Genomic DNA, 21,667 nt, shown 5'->3' on the forward strand with positions numbered 1-21,667 from the left:
TTATCCCTTTACCGCGCCCACCGTTACTCCTTCCAGAAAATATTTCTGCAAGGCAAAGAACAGAATAAACATGGGCAATGCCGAGATGGTTGCGCCTGCCATCATAGGGGAAAAGTAAGTGGTATTTGCAAAACTGAAATTTTTAAGCCCCACCTGGATGGTCTGCATCTGCTCGTTGTTGCATACCAGAAACGGCCAGAAAAAGGTATTCCAGTTTCCCATAAAAGTCATGATTGCCATAACGGATAAAATTGTTTTTGAAATAGGCATGACGATTTTTATCAGGATCTGAAACTGATTGCAGCCTTCTGTTCTTGCCGCTTCCAAAATGGAGGTGGGAAGGGATGAAAAGAACTGCTTCGCCATAAACACATTGTAGCAGGTGACCAGGGACGGCACGATCAATGCGGTATAAGTATCTGTCAGCTTCAGTACATTGGCTACCAGGATATAAAGAGGGACCTGTGTGACCTGATAGGGTACCATCATCGCAAACAGCAGCAGGAAAAATAATATTTTACTTCCGGGAAATCTTATTTTTGCAAACGCATACCCTGCCATTCCGGCAAAAACCACATTGCTTAATGTGACGGTGCTTGCAACGATCATGGAATTTACAATCCACCGGAACGAGCTTTTGCTGAATCCAAAAAAGAATTTATAGGAATCCAATGTATAATATTTGGGGATCAGAGTGTAACTGGCTGCCCCTATCTCATTTGGCGCCCCAAAGGAAGAGATAATCATGTAATAAATCGGAAACAGGGTCAGGAGACCTAAGATAAGCAGGATGGCTGTCATTATCACAGTTCTGAACACTAATTTATATTTTTGATCGTTTCCATATTGTCTGAATAAACCCATACCAGCCCTCCTAGTACTCTACGTCTGCAGCCATTACCTTAAACTGGAAAACTGCAAAGACTGCGATGATTCCTGCCAATAATAATGCCTGGGCACATGCCTCTCCATAATTAAAATATTTGAAGGCATTGTTAAATATCAATAATCCCACCATGGTAGTGGCATTATCCGGCCCGCCCCCTGTCATTAAAAACGCCGTCTGAAATGTCTGAAACGCATTGATCACTCCTGTTATGGTGAGAAAAACGGTGGTCGGCTTGACCATAGGCCATACAACGTACTTGATTCTCTGTAAAAAAGTCGCTCCATCAATATTGGCAACCTCATAATAGGTGGGATCAATCCCAAGCAATGCGGCCACATAAATAATAACGGTAGGACCGATGCCTGAGAATATCGTCATGATGATCAGCGACAGCATGGCTGTTTGAGAACTGCCAAGCCAGTTCTGGTTCTGGATTCCAAATGACCGGATCACGGAATTTAACAGACCGCTCGGCAGAGGATCAAATATCCATTTCCACACAAAGGAGAGGGCTACTCCCGATGCAATCCCGGGCAGATAAAATACTGCTTTAAAAAATGACTGGCTCCTTTTCTTAAAGGGGACTAACAGAATAGAGATGATGAACGCCACGAGGATGGAGACGGGTACCGTTACGGCCGTATACACCACAGTGTTCCAGATGGATTTAAAGAAAAGTCCGTTCTTTAATGTGTTACTGTAATTGGCAAATCCCACAAACTCTGTTTTTAAAGGCTTATAAGTTTGAAAGCTTACAATCGCTGCCTGTACAACCGGATATAACGTAAAAATAATAAATGACAAAATGGGCACGAGCACGAAGACATACCCCCATTTGGCGTCATTGTTTAATCGTTTTTTTTTCTTTGCTGCCTGCATACCCATTACCCTCTCCCTTCTCTCTAAAAACACAATGATCCTGCGGATAAGAAATGGGCATTGGCACCTGTTACGATTACCAATGCCCGAAAAATCATGAGATTCTATGAAACTCATTTTTCATTAATCCATGACACAGCCTTCCTCGCCAAAGGCTTCCACAGCAGCCTTTTTAATGGCTTCATGCATCTCCTCCGGAGTGATTTCTCCAGCTAACAAACCCTGGAATTTTGGCAGAATAACCTCTTCCTCAATTTTTATGGCCTTTGCCCCTAAATCAGCCGGAATGTCAGGTCTGGCTTCCGCAACCTGGGTAGCAAGATTTTTAACTGCTTTTGTATTGTTCTCATTTTTGCCTTCCATGGGCGGAAGGGCTGCAAATGCTTCCTCTCCGGATTTGCATATGGGGCTGATATAAAGTTCCTGACAGGTTTCTGCCGCTCTTTTTCCGCTTGCCAGGAAATAGGCGGCCTTTGCCACGTTCTTTAAATGCTCCGGACTTGGTTCATCTTTTCCGCGGAAGCACACATATCCGTCTACCGCACCCTGCGCCTGCTGGATATTTCCCTGGAACGTAGGAACCGGCAATACAATGTATTCCACCTCCTGGCTTCCTTCTACTGCACTTCCGTCCTTTGCAGCCAGCTTTTTATTATTATCGGTAGCAGACTTTTCAAAAACCGACAGCCCCTTGCCGGTGATCATGGTCTGCCCGGTTAAGAACATGTTCCATCGTTTTCCCGCATCAACGGAGCTTAGTTCTTTCGGCATGGAGCCATCATCGATTAAGGCCCTGATGTCTTTTAAGAACGGAACCAGTTGACTGCTGGTGTATGTATACTTCAAATCCTTATTAAAGGCGGAAGGCATACCTGCATTTTTAACAAAAATCGAAAAATAATCCTTTGCCGCTACGCCTGAGCAGGCAAAAACAAAGCCGTACCGGGAATAGCTGTCTCCGTCTTTTACAACGCCCTTTTTGACGGCTTCCCGGAATTCATCATAGGTCCAGCCATTTTCCTGGATTCCCTTCCAGTCAATTCCTGCTTCCTCCAGCATGGCCTTGTTTCCGCCGATCGCCTGTACCTCCACATAGGCCGGGAATCCATAAAGCCCGTCGCCGTTTTTGAAATAGTTTATAATATCCGCATTGTAATCTTCTATCATTTCCTTATCCGCATATTGGGAAATGTCTACCAGCATTTCCGTGTCCAGATATTTCGTGACTCCGTTAGAACCGATGAATGCGATATCAGGCGGAGATCCTGCGTTTACCTGAACATCCAGCTTTTGCGTAATATCTTCCCAGCTTGCCGTTGTGATCTGCAGCTCCATTTCGGGATTGGCTTCGTTGAATTCCTTTGCATATTCCACCAGTTTATCCTGATAGGATGCAGAAACAGGCGGAAGCAATGCCTTGACAATGTCTTTTCCATTGCTCTGCTGTACCGCAGTGCCCTTTGCGGCAGTTTGGCAGCCAGCCAGTGTACTGGCCATGATGGCTGCTGTCAATAGTACGGATAGTTTTCTTTTTTTCATGTTTTCCCCTCCATTATTTTTATATCTGGTCTATCGCATAACGCACATGTCCACGTGCCTTTGCCAGCTTCTCCCTCGCCTCCTGTGCCCTGCATCCCGATAAAATGGATACAATCGCTGTCTTTGCATGGCCGTCTGCACAAGCCAGTGCTTCCTTGGCCTCATTCCGGCTGCATCCCGTGGCCTCCATTACGATGTTCTCCGCCCTTTTTATCAGCTTTGTATTTGTCTGTACCACATCCACCATCAGGTTCTGGTATGCTTTCCCTACACCCACCATGGCAGCAGTGGATATCATATTACAGACCATCTTTTCTGCCGTACCTGCCTTCAGCCTGGTAGAACCGGTCAGGATTTCCGGGCCCACCACCAGTTCAACGGTGATCTCCGCTGCTTCCGCCATAGCGGAACCGTTGTTGCATACAATGGCCCCCGTCCTGCATCCGGTTTTTCCTGCATACCGCAGTCCGCCTAATACATAAGGAGTCCTGCCGCTTGCGGCAATGCCGATGACCACATCATCTGCTGTCAGATGAATGTTTCTTAAATCTTCCTCTCCCAGGGTTTCGCTGTCTTCCGCACCTTCCACGGCTTTTATAAAAGCACCTTCTCCTCCGGCAATCAGCCCTATCACTTTTCCCGGTTCCACGCCAAATGTCGGCGGACATTCTGCCGCATCTAAGAGTCCCAGCCTTCCGCTTGTACCGGCTCCCATATAGATCAGCCGGCCGGTTCCTTCCAGACTTTTCGTGCACCATTCTACGATCCTGGCGATTTTATCAAGCTGGGATTTTACTGCCTGAATTACCTCTTTGTCTTCTTCATTCATAATACGGATTAAATCCAGAGGAAGCATTTCATCAAGATTCATGGTTTTTGGATTTCTGGCTTCCGTGACCATATTAGACAGATCAATCATCCGTATTCTCCTTTCCTAAGACATACCTTTCTCTTTCATTTATGTCTTACTTATTTTCTTCCTGGTTTCCATTTTCCTTTCCTCCAAAGCTGTTTCCATTATATATTTATGAACTCTTTTTGTCAAAGAATTTCATTTATTACGAATTATTTTTTCACACCTTGAAATAATGTGTCAAATTTTGACATTATATTCGACATTTTTCCTTATATTTTTATACAATTCTACATTCTACTTACGCTTTTTAATCATTACACTCTGAAAAAAATCTATTTTCATCAGCACCTGATCCTTCTTCTCCTGCTGGTTTTGTCGTTCCATAAAATAAGCAGGTCAGAAAGTATGGAAATATACTACATTTCTGACCTGCAAAAGCAATGAGTTCTGTAAACCTTGGTATTAGTCCGCCAAGCTTTGTTTTACCTGATTTGCACTACTCCATCTACGACCCACTCTCCATTTGCATTGACAGCATAACCGTCCGGGGTAATGGTCCCCTTAAGCATAGCGCCATATTTGTATTGCGTTGTCTGAAGATCCGGATTGAGATAATAGCATTTTCCGTTAATCCATTTCCAGCCCATAGCCATAGCACCGTATGAGCCATCATGATTTTCGCTCATGTAGTACCAGCTGCCGTCTCCATCCAGGTACCAGCCGGTAATCATATATCCTTCTGTGTCGAAACGGTACCATGACACCTGACCTTGATAGGAACACTGATACCATTCATTTTTTGCGTATGTTCCATCTTTCTTAACCGCCTGCCAGCCTCTGGTATTCTGCTTCCATTCTACGTTGGGATTGGTTTCACGGGACTTTGTAACCGTTCTGCCGGAATCTTCCTCTCTGTCTTTGCTGCCGGGACGGTCTGGTTTTTCGGGAATTTCTGGTTTTTCAGGAATTTCCGGCTTTTCAGGAATCTCTGGCTTTTCGGGGATGTTTGGTTCTTCTGCAAGTTTCACATCGTCTCGGTCACGAACTCGTATACGGGGAACAGAATCCTCAGAATCACCTATGACAGTTCTGGATGAAAGTCCTACCGCAGACATATAGGCACCGATTTTCAGATCCTTTATTACCTTATCCTTCGTAATATATCCGTCGATAAAGATTCTTGCAGGTTTCCCTGACTGATCCTGGAGCATAATCGTTTCTACCAGATTATTCGGTGCATCAACGGAAATAACCTTGCCGCTTACCGTGACCAGACTGCCCAGGTTTTTGCCCTCATAAGCTTCTTGGGTGGTTTCCTTAACAGGCTCTGGAAGTTCCTTTCTATCCGCATCAATTACCATAAGTTTTTCTACTGCCAGCTGTCTCTCTCCCTGATAAGAAGAAGTTTTTCCAAACACTCTGATGGTCTGGCCCGTTCTTATATCTCCGGATACGGGAAATAGATTAATTCCGCCGGTTTGATCCTGCACATAGATGCTATCAAAGAAAGCAGTATCTTTATCATAACCTGAAGCATTGGATGTAGCGATTCCTTCGATCACAAACCGCTCGCCCTCACCGGCATCCTGAACTTCCTTAATAGGCGTAATCTGTAACTGATTCGTCTTATCTAATAAATTTGCCATTATCTGGTAGTTGCTGTAATCATTGGTGGCCGCACTGTCAAAGGTCAGCTGGAAATTGCTCATGGTTGAACAGCCCGATAAATAGAGTGTAGATGCTTCACCATCACTGACATAAAGTTCCTGGGTAGCTGCCAATACAAAACGCCCATCTAATTTCGTCAATGCGTCTCCAGATAATCCTACGCCGTCTTTATCCAGACTTTTCGTATCTGCCGGTGCATATACAAGAGGTGCCGCTCCTGACGGAAGCATGGCGCTGTCGCTGACTGGATTTCCATTTTCATCGATTGCGTAAATGTCCGCATTGCCGTAGGTGTTGAATTTAAGACCTGCCTCCACTCCGGCCATATATGGGTTCAAATGATTATAATCAGTGCCCAGGATACCAATCACTCTGCCGTCATTGCTGGCAGCACTCTGCAACTCATCGTCTGCAAATCGGAATGCACTTCCAAGCGTTTCCAGAATCCTGTTCTGCTGAGCCGACATATGATCCCCTGCCTTGGACTTATCACCTTTGAAACCATCGTATGCCTCATAGGTATCGCTCCAGGAACAGACCATAATCGTCTTTCCGCCCTTTTTAGCAAAAGCTCTGACCGCATCAAGCTCTGCCTCTGTATAGTTCTTATAATCCTCCCGCAGCTTCGTGCCATCGCGTCTGGAAGGTGCATTTAACAAAAGTCCAACGTACTTGTCGTCCCTTAAGGCGGCTATCAGTTCCTCACTAGTATTAAGCGTGACCATCCTGATATTGTAATCCCCCGCTAAGGCAGTGAAATTCCCCATACTGTCCTTATAATTTCCATTCACATATTCATTATAATGACTGGCATCTATCCCAAAATATTTCATCTTCGAACTGTCACGTACGTCAATTTCCAAAGTAAAGCTGAATGATTTACGATCGCCTTCCAGTTCCATTTGGGCGGTGGCTTCTATTACATTCACTCCTACCTTGTCAAGTTTGAACTCTTTGTTTACCGTATAAGTACCAAAGGACTTCAAATTCACATTTAAATCTTCACTTTCAAGCACCTTGTCGCCAGTTTTAAATGTCAGCCTGGTAAGTGTGGCATCTGATTCTTCGTTATTGAACGCTGTGACTGTAAACTTCACCGGATCGCCTGTCACTGGGACGTCTGTATTACAAGTGAAGGAAGAGATACCAGCTTTTGCAGCGGAACCATACCACACAGGAGCCGTTACGGCGATATTTTTATCCGCCTGAGTCACTCGGATATAATAATATCCTTTCTTCGCAGGAAGCTCAAATGTGAACTCTCCACTATTTCCGGTACCTTCTTTCTTTCCTGCGACTGCGCCGCCATTTGTTACTACTTCTACACTTTTGATGACATCTGACGGATCAGGGTCATCGACGCTTACAGAAATATTCAGCGTTTTCACATCATCTGACACGTCCAGGATACTTCCCATAGGTTCATCATTTAAAGTATACATGATATTTAAGTTTTTATCTTCTGTCGCGTATACATGCATATCTTTCAGCGCATTTAAAATCCCTGTCTCTGACAAATCATCTGTGAGGACGACTGTCCTGGCCGTATTGGCATTGCCCCAACGCCCTTTATGGTTATCCTGATTATTGGAAGGTGCTAAATGCCAGCCCTTATCCAATGCTTTCGTATATTCACTGTAGCTTGGGAAATATCCGCCCGAACCGATAGAGCCTTCACCGTTGCCTACTTCCACCAAGACCATTTTGGCATCTCTTGCCGGTGTATAGTATGCAAAATCTGCAAAAGTACCAAATGTCTTGCCCGGGTGGTTAAACTGTGAAAGATTCGCCAGCGGATCCGGATCAGCAGTTAAAATGTCATAGTACGCCTTCATGCCTGCATCATTTTTCTTGTCATTGAGCGTGGTATTGTTGCGGCTGACCAGTCCTGCTGAGCCGAATGTATTGATGTGGCCGGGACCGCCGGACCAGGTCATCTCAAAACCGGAAAACGCCTTTCTGGAACTGGTTTCGTTAAACGTTCTCGTCTGCTCTCTGTATTCATCCCAGATTGCCCTGCTCCCAGATGTCATAAGATCCGGGTTATTCAGCGCCTCTTTCGGATTGGGTGCATCTTTGGTATCAAAATAGTTGGAATGATCGGTAAAGGATACAAATTGTACATTGTCTTCTTCCGGTATATTGGCAAGATAATTAAGACCATCTTTGACAGACCCGGAGCCATCCGAATAGTTTGTATGCCCATGAAGCTGTCCGAAATACGCGGAAAAAGCAGACTTGCCTATGGTAAATTTCCAGTTCTCGGTAAAAGTCTCTTTATCTTCCCGAACAATCGTCACCTGCACGTTATAATTGCCGTCTTCCAGCACCTGAGGCGAAAAAGCATAGGTTGCGCCGTCAGCGGCTGTCTCTTTAAGATTCATAGGCTGGCCGGTATATATGGCAGTACCATCTGCTTTATTGAGAGTGAGACTTACCGATGGGTTATTTCCGGAATTCGCCAGCTTGATGGAAATCTCAGGTGCTTTCACGTCTCCTGTGGCTTTATTTCTCTCAGGGGTAACCGCAAGTACCTGGGGCTTGTCATTGATAAGGATCTTCACAATCCCGCTCTCTGCTTCGAGACCCGTTTTATCTTTCGCTTTGAATTTTATGTATAAGGCCTGCTGACCCTTCGCAAAGTTTTCTGCCGGAATGACTGTCTCATAGTTATTGGTATCCTGGTTAAATGTCATGGACTGTGACTTGCCCTGCGCATCTTCTGAGGGTCCGAAAAGACACTCCACACTCGCCACGCCCACATTGTCCCTGACCTGGACGGATATGGGATACTCCTGCTCCGGTCTTGCATCAATATAGGTGCTTAAGGTTATGACTGGTGGTTTGGTGTCATTTTTTACATAATAGACTGGAAAACCATTTTTCTCTTCTGTGCCGGTGTATAGCTGAATCGTCTGATTATATCTGCCTACCATGGCAGTCAGGTCCACGGTCTCCCCCTCTTCGACGCCTTCCGGATATGGAGCTGCCTGATAAATATTAATGGTGCCGGTTGCATCAGTCACAGGCGTACTGCCTGATGTATTGAGCTTGCCAAGTCTGACATCTTCTATCAGGACAACCCGGTCAATCAGCCCGCTTTTCTCTAAATCAGCGGTATCTGCCATAGCTTTTATCTGATTGATGGTATACTTCACAGGCGGTATCGATGCCTCATCCTGCTTAGTAACCACTTTTGCTTTATCTTTCGTGGATGTTATCTGAGGCATCCCATAGCGGATCTGGTAATCTCCCGTGATTTCCAGTATATCACCGATCCTGGCATCATCCGGTGCGGCTCCATAAATATAGATACTGTACTGGCTGCCATCGATGATTGACTGGAGCACCGGATTTCCATATGTCGTGGCCAGATATGACAGCTCCCCTGTAACCGTCACATCTTTTGTATTCTGGCCCAATGCCAGCACATCTTTAATGGTCATCACTTTACCGGCTTCACGGACTGTATAAGAAAATTCAGCGATTTCACTGTCCTCCAGTCCTTCCTTAACTGCACGCACATAATAGGTAACCGGTTCATCAATCATCAGCTTAGCATCAGCTGAATATGTAATCCATTCTTCGGCAGTCTTAGACTCCGTATTATACTCTATGGCAGCATCTGATGTAGCTGTAGAAAAGGTGAGCTGCGTACCTTTCAGCACCTGTCCGGCAGCCGGTGCAGCAACAGGCGTCTTACATTTCGTTTCTTCCGGATCAGTTCCGCCGCCTTCCTCATAGGAACTGTTGCGCGCCTCAGGTGTTCCGATCTTGAAATCAGCGCTGTTGTCATCGGTATCCACTGCCGGGTCCTTGCGGATAGCGGCGGTAGAATTTGACATTGCTGCGGCAGGTTTGGTCTCATACTCCTGGGCGCCGCCAATCCCTACTAAATCAACAAGATTTTCATCGCTTTTATCTGTGATCTTCTCGCTGTCATTGGACAATGCCGCTGCCCCTTCTTTTGCAGACATTGCAATTATACCCACAGCGTCTGGTTCTGGAAGTTCTGGCGCATTATCTTTATTCTCCCCATCTGCTTCCTTTATCAGATAGTAACCGCCTGCTTTAATCGTACCTGTGAGTTCCGTTAACAGCTTACCGTCTGTACCTGGATTATAGGTACTGAACGTGTTTTTAGCCAGCCACTGCACGGACCACCCATCCAGGCTCACATCTTCATCAGTAGGATTGTACAGCTCAATAAAATCACTCTTATATACCGCTTTGCTATTGCCGCCGCCGCCGTATACCTGGCTGATCACTACATGGTCTGCCGTACTGCTTTCTCTGAGAGCGGGTTTATCTTCTCCCGTATCCATAACATCGGCATCCTTTTTTAGATCGCCCTTATCGCCTGTATCGCCCTTATCGCCTGAATCACCTGTATCGCCTGTATCTCCCGTATCTTCTTCCGTCTTTTCGGGAATGTCTTCATCCGTGTCCTTGTCTGCTTCGCTGGGGGTGGCTCTATCCTCCCTCCCACCGGAACCTTCTGCCTCATACGCATTTGGCGGGTTTAAGTCTGTCTCAATCGCATAACCAGGTACGACTGACATATTCATACACATGGCAACTGACAGAAACAAACTTAACAGCTTCTTACCGTTCATAATTTCTTTTATCTCCTTCCTTTTTATTGGTTTTACTTGTCTTTAATTTTATTAATGAAAATTAGAAAAAATCACCAATTTTATAGATAAATTTAATGTAAAATCAGTAAAAATCATCAATACTTCTTTCTGTTTTTTCTTTGCTTTCCCTTCACCGGCATGTCCGCCGCATTCGTTCTGGTGCACATAAACGCACTTAGGAACGATACGAGCGGCACAGTCATTACAATGCCTATGGACCCCGAGATCCCCTGTATAATTTCCAGCGCCATCATGTCACTGTTAAAAATCTGCAAATATGGATAATCAAAGATCCGGAACAATATCAACATATTGAGAGCTGAACCAGCAAAAGCTAATATCAGCGTGTTAGCCATAGTACCCATGGCATCCCTGCCAATATTTATACCAGACCGAATCAGTTTTTGTCTGTTTAGCTCTGGATTCAGCTGATGCACCTCAAATACGGCTGATGTAATCGTCATAGCCACATCCATAACTGCTCCAAGTGCTGCAATGAGTATGGCACTAATAAGCAGGCCGCTGATATTCAGGCTTGTCCCACCTGTACGGAGCACTAATTCTTCTGCCTCCGGCATATTAAAACCGTTGATCGGCGTAGCCGCCGCCGTGAGAGCAGCTGCTGCTCCTGCCATTGCTACACCGCCTACGCACCCAATGGTTGCACAGAGGGTTTTCCTTGATAATCCATTTAACAGGATCAATGAAACGGCCGTGGTGACAGCAGCTATGACAATGGAGGACAATATAGGGTTGATTCCATGCCTGATCATGGGAATCAGCAAAAACCAGATATCCACCATAGCAAATGCAAGCCCCAGCATAGCGGCTATTCCTTTTTTTCCTCCTAATACAGCTAAAAACAGCAGGAATATCACCGTCAGCCCAAGCAATGCAGGTCCCCTGTTGTAATTAGGTATGGAGGCAATATAGGAACGTCCACTGGCATCCATATCCATCCTGACAATGACCTTTGTGCCTGCTTTTAAGTCCACATTGTTGTATCCACTCATATAATTGACTGCCGGCAATATCTTCCCCCGGTCCTCACCGCTGTCGATCTGTAGATAGACTTCCTGCACTCCTATGCGCAGCCCCTCTGTCCAGTCTTCTGTTTTCCCCTCATCACGGATGAGTTCCGTCACATGTGCCCTGGCAAATTTTATCTGGCTTGCCGCTGTCGGCACTTCTCCCGGCAGCGGCTGATTGATCCATACGAGAATTGCTATATATACCAGGATAAAAAGAAATGACGCCATAAGTTTTATACAGAATTTTTTTTGATTTTTCATTTTTACAATACGCCTTTCTGATTCAGGCACTGCAGTGATACCCCCTGCGCCTTTTGTCCTGTTTATTTTGAATGATACTTAAGCTGCAATGCCGAAAAACGCAGCGCCCGTAAGGATGATAATAAAAATAGCATTCTGTATAATTTTATTCCGGTTCCAACCACTTCAGTACTCCTTTTGGATAAAAATGTTTGGTGTAAATCCCATTTCTTCATGGAATGGCCTCTGCAGCAACCTTAAGACTTTTTGCTTTATTTTACCGGCTCAATATGGTGGACATGTGATCAAACCTGACAGTCGGCTGTTGAAAGATTCCCATATAAAAAAAACAGGCCAGAAAGTCTGTAAATATCAGACATTTCTGACCTGAAAGGCAAAAATTTCAAGCTGTTACAGCCGTAGGTTCACAGCCTTTGCTCTATTGTTATAGCGTTTTCAAAGAGTCAGCCATGGTCATGGAGCCCTTCATCCGTGATCTCTACGATAGTTTTCCGAACTGGAAATCCGCCCCGTCAAGCCTTGCATAGACGGTTTCATGATCACCGGCATTGCTGGATTGTCCTCTGGCACAAAGGGTCACTGTGATGGCTCCATGGCAGATCACCGTCCTTGCCACATCCATGGCGGAATTGCCCATACCGATGATTGCTACCGTCTCTCAAGGTCATAGGCATCGGGATTTGCCAGATAATCAATACACCCAAAATAATAAAATCAATAGACAGCCTACAGGTACAGAAAAAATTAAATTTAGACAAATATATATCGGAAGCAAAAAAGAATCCGCAGATAAGGGCGAAGAAAATATTCAACGCCGGTATCCCGGATTCTATGTTTATATAATTATTTGCCCTCGTAGGTGATCACGGCTTCCACATCATACCCTTTCAGCTTATCTCTGCCGTTTAATCCTGCAAGCTCCATAATAAAGCAGATCTTCACCACTTCTCCGCCAAGCTCCTCGATCAGTTTAATGATGGCTTCAATGGTACCGCCTGTGGCGATCAGATCATCAATGATAACTACCTTTTGTCCCGGCTTAATGGAATCCTTGTGGATCTCAACGGTGGCCGTGCCGTATTCCAGCTCATAATCAGCAGACAGGACCTCTCTTGGAAGCTTGCCTTTCTTTCTCACGGGAACAAACCCCTTGTGCTCTGCATAGGCCACTGGAACACCAAAGATAAAGCCTCTTGACTCCGGTCCCACTACCGCATCATATTCCACCCCTTTTAACATCTCCCGGATTCCATCCACTGCCATGGAAAGCCCGTCCGGGTCCTCCAGAATGGTTGTCACATCCCGGAATATAATTCCTTCCTCGGGAAAATCCGGAATGCTTGTGACATATTCTTCTAATTTTTTCATCGTCATACCTCGTATTGTCATAATTTGTAAAATGCTTCTCACCCTCTAGGATGGGCACCTGTATAGGATCGGCGCAGGTCTTCCCCCTGGGTATAGTTCATATACATCTGGGTGGTAGCCATGTCGGAATGGCCCAGCATGGCCTGTACTGCATGGATGTCCGCTCCATTGCGGAGCAGATGGGCCGCAAAGGAGTGGCGCAGGGTGTGAGGCGTAATGTCTGCCTTGATCCCGGCCTTATCCCCATAAAATTTTATGATCTTCCAGAATCCCTGGCGGCTCATGGATTTTCCGTTACAGTTGGTAAACAGCCACGGGGACTCCTGATCCCGGAGAAAATACACCCGGCCCCGTTCCATGTAAGCCGAAAGTGCAAGCTTGGCCACCTTTCCAAAAGGAACCATGCGTTCCTTGTGTTCATCCCGGCAGGTGATATATCCGATGGACAGATTCACGTCGGTTTTTTTTAAATGGATGAGCTCAGACACCCGGATGCCGGTTGCATAAAGCAGCTCCAGCATGGCCCGGTCCCGAAGCTCCTTTGGAGTTTCCCCGCCCGGCTGGCTCAAAAGGCTGTTTACCTCATCCACCGTCAAAATAGTAGGCGCCTTTTTCTCCACCTTAGGCGCCTTTAATAACTCCGCCGGATCCTTCTGGATTCTCCCTTCCTTGCATTCAAAATGAAAAAACGCTTTCATGGAAGCCAGACAGCGTGAAATGGTAGTGGTAGCCTTCCCTTCCTTCTCCAGATGCAGGATGTAGGAAGTAAGACTGGTCTTTGTCACCTTGTCCACCTCACGGATCCCCTGCTGCTCTAAAAAGGAAGCCAACTGCATCAAATCCCTCTGATAAGATACCTCTGTATTTTTTGATGTTTTTTTTATCTCCCTTAAATAAATGATAAAATCATTAATCTCTGCTACCATCTCCATATCCCCCGACCTTCCGGCTTCAAAAATGCCCTAAAAATGAGGCTTCTTCCTAACATTATATAGACTATTTTCGATAAAATCAAACACATTTTTCCCACCATTCTAACATTTTGGGATTACTTTACATAACATGTACAAGATATTGGTAATGCTTGATCTTTTTTCGCAAGATATGGGGAAATGGACCGATTATTTTTTTTAATATTTTCTCTAGGAAAGAACCATTTTTAGAAAAAAAGGGTTGAGCCAGGCTTCGCAGGCGCTCCCAAGAGCTGCCAGGATTAAAAGCAGCAAAAAGGCCGGGACCCGGAACTGCCGTCCCTTTTGCATCCCCCACAAAAGAAGAATGCTCCATAAGGGAAGATAGCAAAACCCCTGGGGCATGATGGTCATGAGAAACACAGGAAGGCCCATAAGTCCCTTTTGGACGGTGATGACGGAAAGAACAAATCCCATGGAAAAACCGATCCCTGCTGTCAGCAGGCAGAACAGCGGAATTGCATAGGCGGTCAGGCCGATGAGCCATGCGATCCCCACTTCTATCCCCCGCTGTCTTAATACCTGATAAAAAAGCTGCAGCCGCTCTCCCTGATTCAGGTTTACATTTCTGTCCAAAAGGCCCAGATAATATACGGCTTCCTCCATAAACGACGGGTACCAGAAATTAGCCAGGAGTGTCCCGGCAACCAGCCCGGCAAAAAAGCAAAGAATGCAACGGTCCTCTGCCTTGAAGTTCCGCTCCAGAGAAGCGTACATTGCCCTTGGGCCCTGTCTTCTCATAAAACGGAATCCAAGCGTACGAATGAAACTGGCCATAAAAAATCCCCCTGCAGGTCTATTATCTTTTTTTACCTTATGCCTGCAAAGGGACATTTATTCTCCAAAAGGCCGCCTTACTTTCCTCCGTATTTTCTGCCGTAAGCCAGAATCGCAGCAATGGTTTTACCGTCGGTGATCTCTCCCCGGTATATTTTCTGTTCCAGATCACTTAACTCCCATTCCTCCACCTCAATGTATTCGTCCTCATCCAGGTTCTGTTTGGAAGGCTCTAATTCTCTTGCAACAAAAATATCGATGGCCTCATCACAGAATGCCACTGTTGTGTTGATGCTGATCAAATACTCCAGCTTTTCTTTGTCTGTCTTAAAGCCGGTTTCTTCCTCCAGCTCCCTGTGGGCACAGTCAATCTTTGGCTCTTCCGGACTGTCAAGGGCTCCGGCCGGGATCTCCAGGGTATACCGGTCCAAGGCATTGCGGTACTGACGCACCATGAGAATCTTACCGCTTTTTGTCACAGGAACCACTGCTGCAGCCCCCTTATGGTGGATAAAATCCCAGTGGGCCAGATGACCGTTGGCATCCACCGTATCCTCATATATATCCAGAATATTTCCTTTGTACTTTAATTCTCTGTTAAGACGTTTTACAGGTTTCTGTTCCATGATTTTACCTCCGTGTATTGATCATGAACCTGAGGTTTATGATCAGCATTCAGCCTTCGCTATGATAAGCCGGCTCATTCACTCTCTTGCATTTATTCTATTATAGTTTCCCACACTTTTTATAGCAGGCATCTGCCGCTTTTATGACCGCACTGCGAAATCCAGATTCCTCAAGGGCCGACACTCCCTCAATGGTGGTCCCTCCCGGAGAGCAAACCCGATCCTTTAAGACTCCGGGATGCTCCCCGGTTTCCAGGACCATCCTGGCGCTGCCGAGAACTGTCTGGGCAGCCATCTCATAGGCGGCCTCCCTGGGCAGGCCGTATTTCACCGCACCGTCTGCCAGAGCCTCAATAAACATGTAAACATAGGCAGGAGAGCTTCCGCTTACACAAACCACTGCATTCATAAGACGCTCTTCCACCAGCCGCATTCTTCCCAGGGAACTGAAAATGTTTCTGATGGTCTCCTTTTCTTCCTGGTTAAATGCCTTCTCTTCATAGCAGACTCCCGTCATCCCCTCTCCAAGAAGGGCGGGAGTGTTGGGCATGGCGCGGACCACACGCTTTTCATCTCCCAGCCTTTCCTTTAGCTGGGCGGTTGTGATCCCAGGCGCAATGGAAATGATCACATGGTTTTCCGTCACTTTATCACGGATATCCGACAGCACAGGATCAAAATACTGGGGCTTCACAGCCAGTACCACGTATTTTGCCTGTCCCGCACACCATGGATTGCTTTCGCCATGGGCCACTCCCAGTTCTTCTGTAATCAGCCTGCACCGATCCCTGTTCACATCGGTAAAAATTACGTCTTCCTTTCCATATGTCTTTAACAGCCCTTTCAATATGGCATAGCCCATATTTCCCATTCCTATGATCCCTATTTCCGCCATAATCCTTCCTCCTGTTTCTGTCTGGAATTTCTGCATCCGGTCAGCACCATTCTAGCACCATTTTTTTTCATGTGTCAATCCCGGGAAATCTCCTGATTGACAGAAATGATCCTTACCCCCTGCTTTCGCAGGACAGCCTTTTCCGGTTCCTTAAATTCATGGTCCGTGATAATCCCTGTATAATCGGCCAGGCAGTTGATCCGGTTCATCCCCTGCCGGTTGAATTTCGAATCATCCACCGTAAGGAACGACTGCCGGCACTGCTTTACAAGCTGGCGCTTTAAAAATGCCTTATCCATGGTAGGTGTCAGCACATGAAACTCTCCGCTTATGGCGGCTGCACCGAAAAATCCCGTATCAAACCGGAAATCCGCTATCATCTGGGTGGTGTAATAACCCAGGGTACTGCCTGTGGACTTCTGGACATAACCGCCGCACAGGATCAGCTCTGCCTTGCTGTTCTTCATCAGCAGGGCGATCTCCAGATCATTGGTGATGACCGTCATATTTTCCATATCCATGATCCGCTTGGCGATCTCATAAGTGGTGGTACCTGCATCCAGATACACGGTAGTCCCTTCCCTGATAAATTCCACGCTTTTTTCTGCGATCCGTTCTTTTTCCCCATGGTTTTTCACACTTTTATCCGCATAAGCCACTTCTGTCTTGCTGACCGCGCCACCATGGCAGCGTTCGATCAACCCTTCTTTCTGAAGCTTTTCCAAATCCCTGCGTATGGTCATGGGGCTGACGTCAAGCTCCTTTGCCAGTTCCTCAACCTGGACGCTCCCATCTTCTTGTATCATGTTCAGAATCTTAATCTGTCTTTCCGCCATCATCATAAGCCCCTCCTCCTGCCGCAAAGCCTGTACCTGTTTCATTATAAAAATCCCTGCCGCCGGAAACTCCGGCGCCAGGGAATCTGTTTCCTGTCTGATATCCCTTACGTATATCATAAATGATTACAGGAAAATACTCAATATTAAAACTTCAACAAATCCCACAGCCCATGCTATGGTGGAGGTAATAGAATAAGTGGCGATCTGATCTTTTACTTCTCCAACTCCCAGGGTCCGGTTTACCACCCAGAAATAGCTGTCATTAAAGTAGCTGAAGAACAGAGAGCCAACGCAGCAGGCCAAAGCCCCAAGGATGGGGTTTACACCTGCAGCCAGGATGATTGGGGCGGAAATGCTGGCAGCCGTAGTCATGGCAACCGTACCGGATCCCTGAATAAAGCGCATGGCAGTGGAAATAAGGAACGGCAGGATGATGATGGGAACCGAAGCGCCAGCAAGGACTTCCGCCATATAAGTTCCAAGTCCGCTGTCCTTGATGATCTGCCCAAGGGCACCGCCGCCGCCTGTTACCAGCATGATGATCCCGGCAGATGCCATGCCTTTTTCCATTTCCTTTATGGCCTCTTCTCTGGTTAAGTTTCTTCCCAGGGTGAAAATGGCAAGCACCAGTCCGATCCCTACCGCTACAATGGGGCTGCCCAGGAACTGGAACACCTTCATAAATCCGGAGGTCTTACCCAAAGCATTGGAAACCGTGCTGATCAGGATCAGGATAATGGGAAGGAACAGAGGAGCAAAAGATTCCATGGCGGAGGGCAGATTTTCTAATCCAACGGAAAAGTCCTGGGAATAATCCGGCTCCTGATAGGGAAGGCGAACAAACCCCTCCTTATCGTCAGGAATCTGGTAAATCTTCCTTCCGATCCTTCTTGCATAAAGCGTACATGCTATGGCCATAGGGATGGCAATAACAATGCCATAAAGAATGAATTTTCCCACATCCACCCCAAAGATCCCGCATACGCCCAACGGACCGGGTGTGGGAGGTACAAGGGTATGAGTGATCACAAGTCCGGCTGCCAAAGCCACACCAAGGGAAATCACTGATTTTTTCGTCACTTTAGATATGGCCTTTGCTATAGGAGCCAGGATCACAAACCCAGAGTCGCAGAAAATGGGAATGGAAACCAGAAATCCCGTAAGGGCCAAAGCTTCCTCCTCCCTCTTTTTCCCAAAAAGCTTTAAAAACGTCTGGGCCATACGCCTGGCTGCCCCGGTCCGCTCAAAGATCTGCCCCATCATTACCCCAAAACCGATGATAATTCCGATGTTTCCAAGCGTTCCCCCGAATCCGGTGGTTATGGAATTAACAATGCCAAAGGTCTTGCCGTTTTCCAGAGTGGTGTTTACAAGGGGCATGCCTCCTATCACACCGATCATGACCGCCGCCATGATCAGGGCAAGAAACGCATGAATCTTTGTTTTCAGTACAAGAAATATGAGAATCACGATGCCGATGCAAAGAGCAATCATCATTCTTTCGCCGCTAAGTCCTCCTACCATAAAGAAACCCTCCTCCTAATTTTTCACTGCCCCTGTTACGCTTTTTTAAAGCGGGGGGAATACTTTGCTGCAAGTAAAATGGCCTCGATCATGCTGACAGCCGCTGCCTTTCCTGTCCCGGCTATGTCAAAGGCCGTGCCATGGTCCACCGAGGTGCGCAGAATGGGCATCCCATTGGTAATGGCAATGGTGCGGTCAAAATCCAAAGTCTTTGTGGCAATATGCCCCTGGTCATGATACAGGGAAAGCACACTGTTAAACCGTCCCTGAGCGGCCTGATGGAACACAGAATCCGCTCCGATGGGACCTGTTACCGGGTAGCCTTCTTCCTGAAGCTCCAATACGGCAGGAATGATTTCCTTCACCTCTTCGTCACCGAACAGGCCATGCTCCCCGCAATGAGGATTCAGTCCGGCAACGGCCATTGTCCCCTCTTCAACTCCCAGCCGCTTCAAGGCCTCCAGGCAGCGCTTCACATAGTCCTTGATCCTTTCCTTGGTTACCATATCTAGCATTTTCCTTAAGGAAACATGCCTGGTAAGAAAAAACACTCTCAGTCCATTGGTCTCAAACATGGTGAGAGGATCCTCTGTTTCCGTCAGGGCGCTGAATATTTCCGTGTGGCCGATAAAGGATATTCCTGCTGCCTTTAATGCTTCTTTGTTTATGGGGGTGGTTGCTACTGCATCTGCCCTGCCTTCGTTTGCCAGCCTGACGCTTTCCTCGATGTATTCATAGGCAGCCCTGCCGCACATCCCGCTGACCTCTCCGAAGGCAAACCGGTTCATGTCCATATTATCCAGGTCCATGAGGTTCAGTATCCCTTCCTCAAACACTCCTTCCTCCGGCGCCTTTACCGTTTTGATTTTTAAATCCGTCCCTGTGATCCTGACAGCCTGTTCCATAACCTTTCTGTCTCCTACTGCAACGCACCTGGCCGCCTCAAAAACTCTTGGCTCAGCCAGTGCCTTTGCCACAATTTCCGGGCCAATGCCCGCCGGATCTCCTATGGGAATTACGATTAATGGTTTGCTCATGTTTATTTCCTCCATTTCTGAATTTTAAGTGGTTTACATAAATAGCTTTTCCTTCAGGTAAGTAATGCACCGGTTGGCTGCATCCGGCTCTCCTACCATCCCTCCCTTTGTTATGATGGACACCCCTTCAAAATCACCCTTTAAAAATGTCCCATAGGCAGCAAGGGGAAGGACCTCATCAAGCAGGCATAAACCTGCAGTGTGAAACTTCTGGCAGATGGCTACCGTAATGTCTCCTCCGCTGCTGTAGATTCCCTGAAAACTGCTGTTATTGATAAATATCCTGCGGGTGATTTCTGCAAAGGAGTCGCAGATCAGCCTGGTCATCTCATCCACCCCGCCGGAAAAACCAGCTTCGAATTTCTTAAAATCGACCCTGTTTTCCGGATAAATCCCATCTCCCGTAACCGTCAGGATATCATAGGATTTACCGGCTTCCAGCACCTCATTGACTGCGCGCCGGATCTCCTCTTCCCTGCAATCTTCTCCTTCCAGGAATCTTTCTGCGGAAATAAAAATGTTATGGGCGGTGCGCTGGGTCAGCCACAGCGCTTCCATCTGCTTCCTGGTTACCGGATTCACGCTTCCCACCACAGCCAGTATCTTGTTTTTCTTTTCCTTGTTTGGAGGGACAATCTGCTTTCTGGCTACGGTGGAGGTAAACACTCCGGGATCCACTGCAGCAAATTTGATTTTGCTTGTAATGGCCGCATCTGCAATTAAGTCCAGGTCCTCCTGGGTCACACAGTCCATGACGATGATCCTGCACCCAGCCGTTACACACTCCCTGATCCTGTCTGCCAAGGCATGCTTTCCATCCATCATATCATTCATCTGGATGCTTCCTACTTTGTACCTGCTCTGGGCTTCAAAAATATTCTTTACATCCGATGTAGACACAGGAGTTTTAGGATCCAGGGCGGCCTCTGTCTTGTGGAGGGGAAGCCCATTTACCATCATATACCCACCGATGACGACCCTTCCTGAGGCCGGAAAACAAGGAGCACAGATGGCAATATAATCCGGTCCCAATGCATCTAAAAGAGCATCCGTCTCACTCCCTACATTGCCCCTTAATGTGCTGTCAATGCGCTTAGCATATACCTTGACCTCCTGGTTTTTCAAAAGGTTGGTCACATTATATACCCGGTTGTAAGCGGTTTCGCTGCTTACTCCTCTGCTGTCTGTCGGATACATGATGCAGTCGCACTGGTCGAACATCGATAGGTTCAGGCGTTCCGAATTCATCACGGTATAGGTCCGGTAATTCATTTTCTTAAGCAGGACTCCGGTGGCATTTGCCCCGGTCAGATCATCTGCTACCACAATGCATTGAGGCATAGTTCCTCTCCCTTCTTTCCATCGGTTCCTGCATGGAAACATACCGGACAGGACATGCGATGTTTGTTTATGTTCGTTACTTGTGTTCGTTTATGTTCTAAATCTTACATTGTTTGTTTGATATTGTCAATATCCTTTTTACAATCTTTTAATTTTTGTCAAATTTATTCCATGTGTTTTAATTTGTTCCTGTTACAGCAGCTTTTCCTGAATCATCTTCCAGCGATCCATCACAAACAATCTTTCCCTTGTCCGCCGGAAAAAATTAATTTCACTATTGACATTTTAATTTTAATCTCATATACTGTAACAAATCAAAATAATAAACTGATGAGCAGGAGTAAGTAAGATCTTTCCATCATGCACAGAGAGCTTCCGGTCGGTGGGAGGAAGCGTTGATGTCTGATCTGAATGGACCTGCGAGGGCGGCTTGAAACCGGATTCATTTCGGAAGTAGGTGTCGACGGGTTTCCTATCCGTTATCAAGGGGAGGCACATGTTGGTGTGCTGTTAAGCGGGAGAAGTCTAT

Annotated in this window: 15 protein-coding genes, 1 pseudogene and 1 other annotated feature (1 of these 17 running past the window's edge); all 16 genes and pseudogenes read right to left on the bottom strand. The window is 46.5% G+C overall.

What is annotated here, in order from left to right; all coding sequences use genetic code 11:
* Positions 1–864: a carbohydrate ABC transporter permease gene (locus CLOSA_RS18135; RefSeq protein WP_013274194.1), complete on the bottom strand. Its 864-nt coding sequence runs from the start codon at positions 862–864 to the stop codon at positions 1–3.
* A 10-nt stretch (positions 865–874) separates the two neighbouring features.
* Positions 875–1,774: a carbohydrate ABC transporter permease gene (locus CLOSA_RS18140; protein WP_013274195.1), complete on the bottom strand. Its 900-nt coding sequence runs from the start codon at positions 1,772–1,774 to the stop codon at positions 875–877.
* Positions 1,775–1,891: 117 nt separating this feature from the next.
* A complete protein-coding gene (locus tag CLOSA_RS18145; RefSeq protein WP_013274196.1) occupies positions 1,892–3,307 on the bottom strand; it encodes an ABC transporter substrate-binding protein in 1,416 nt (471 codons plus the stop codon).
* 19 nt (positions 3,308–3,326) lie between these two features.
* Complete coding sequence (gene murQ, locus CLOSA_RS18150; RefSeq protein ID WP_013274197.1) at positions 3,327–4,226, bottom strand: N-acetylmuramic acid 6-phosphate etherase; 900 nt, start codon at positions 4,224–4,226, stop codon at positions 3,327–3,329.
* 419 nt (positions 4,227–4,645) lie between these two features.
* Entirely contained in the window at positions 4,646–10,447 is a 5,802-nt protein-coding gene (locus CLOSA_RS18155; protein WP_013274198.1) for a CehA/McbA family metallohydrolase, read from the bottom strand.
* A 116-nt stretch (positions 10,448–10,563) separates the two neighbouring features.
* Positions 10,564–11,760 (bottom strand): YibE/F family protein, encoded by a 1,197-nt coding sequence (locus CLOSA_RS18160; RefSeq protein WP_157669037.1) that lies wholly within the window; start codon positions 11,758–11,760, stop codon positions 10,564–10,566.
* A 461-nt stretch (positions 11,761–12,221) separates the two neighbouring features.
* Positions 12,222–12,456: pseudogene (locus CLOSA_RS23725) on the bottom strand (NAD(P)-dependent oxidoreductase); the annotation flags it as partial.
* 147 nt (positions 12,457–12,603) lie between these two features.
* Positions 12,604–13,128: an adenine phosphoribosyltransferase gene (locus CLOSA_RS18175; protein ID WP_013274200.1), complete on the bottom strand. Its 525-nt coding sequence runs from the start codon at positions 13,126–13,128 to the stop codon at positions 12,604–12,606.
* Positions 13,129–13,166: 38 nt separating this feature from the next.
* Entirely contained in the window at positions 13,167–14,054 is an 888-nt protein-coding gene (xerA, locus tag CLOSA_RS18180) for a site-specific tyrosine recombinase/integron integrase (protein ID WP_013274201.1), read from the bottom strand.
* Between the two features lie 216 nt (positions 14,055–14,270).
* On the bottom strand, positions 14,271–14,876 hold the full coding sequence (locus CLOSA_RS18185; RefSeq protein ID WP_157669038.1) for a stage II sporulation protein M: 606 nt from the start codon (positions 14,874–14,876) through the stop codon (positions 14,271–14,273).
* A 77-nt stretch (positions 14,877–14,953) separates the two neighbouring features.
* Positions 14,954–15,502: an NUDIX hydrolase gene (locus CLOSA_RS18190; RefSeq protein ID WP_013274203.1), complete on the bottom strand. Its 549-nt coding sequence runs from the start codon at positions 15,500–15,502 to the stop codon at positions 14,954–14,956.
* A gap of 100 nt (positions 15,503–15,602) precedes the next feature.
* Entirely contained in the window at positions 15,603–16,397 is a 795-nt protein-coding gene (gene proC / locus CLOSA_RS18195) for a pyrroline-5-carboxylate reductase (protein WP_013274204.1), read from the bottom strand.
* A gap of 74 nt (positions 16,398–16,471) precedes the next feature.
* Entirely contained in the window at positions 16,472–17,239 is a 768-nt protein-coding gene (locus tag CLOSA_RS18200; protein ID WP_013274205.1) for a DeoR/GlpR family DNA-binding transcription regulator, read from the bottom strand.
* Between the two features lie 120 nt (positions 17,240–17,359).
* Positions 17,360–18,760: a GntP family permease gene (locus CLOSA_RS18205; protein ID WP_013274206.1), complete on the bottom strand. Its 1,401-nt coding sequence runs from the start codon at positions 18,758–18,760 to the stop codon at positions 17,360–17,362.
* Between the two features lie 35 nt (positions 18,761–18,795).
* Positions 18,796–19,797, bottom strand: coding sequence for a 4-hydroxythreonine-4-phosphate dehydrogenase PdxA (gene pdxA / locus CLOSA_RS18210; RefSeq protein ID WP_013274207.1), 1,002 nt, complete (start codon positions 19,795–19,797; stop codon positions 18,796–18,798).
* A gap of 33 nt (positions 19,798–19,830) precedes the next feature.
* Positions 19,831–21,138 (bottom strand): four-carbon acid sugar kinase family protein, encoded by a 1,308-nt coding sequence (locus CLOSA_RS18215; RefSeq protein ID WP_013274208.1) that lies wholly within the window; start codon positions 21,136–21,138, stop codon positions 19,831–19,833.
* A gap of 321 nt (positions 21,139–21,459) precedes the next feature.
* Positions 21,460–21,667: a binding site (T-box leader), on the top strand; it runs 56 nt beyond the window's last position.

Origin of the sequence: [Clostridium] saccharolyticum WM1, assembly GCF_000144625.1 — a bacterium.
Lineage (GTDB): Bacteria > Bacillota > Clostridia > Lachnospirales > Lachnospiraceae > Lacrimispora > Lacrimispora saccharolytica.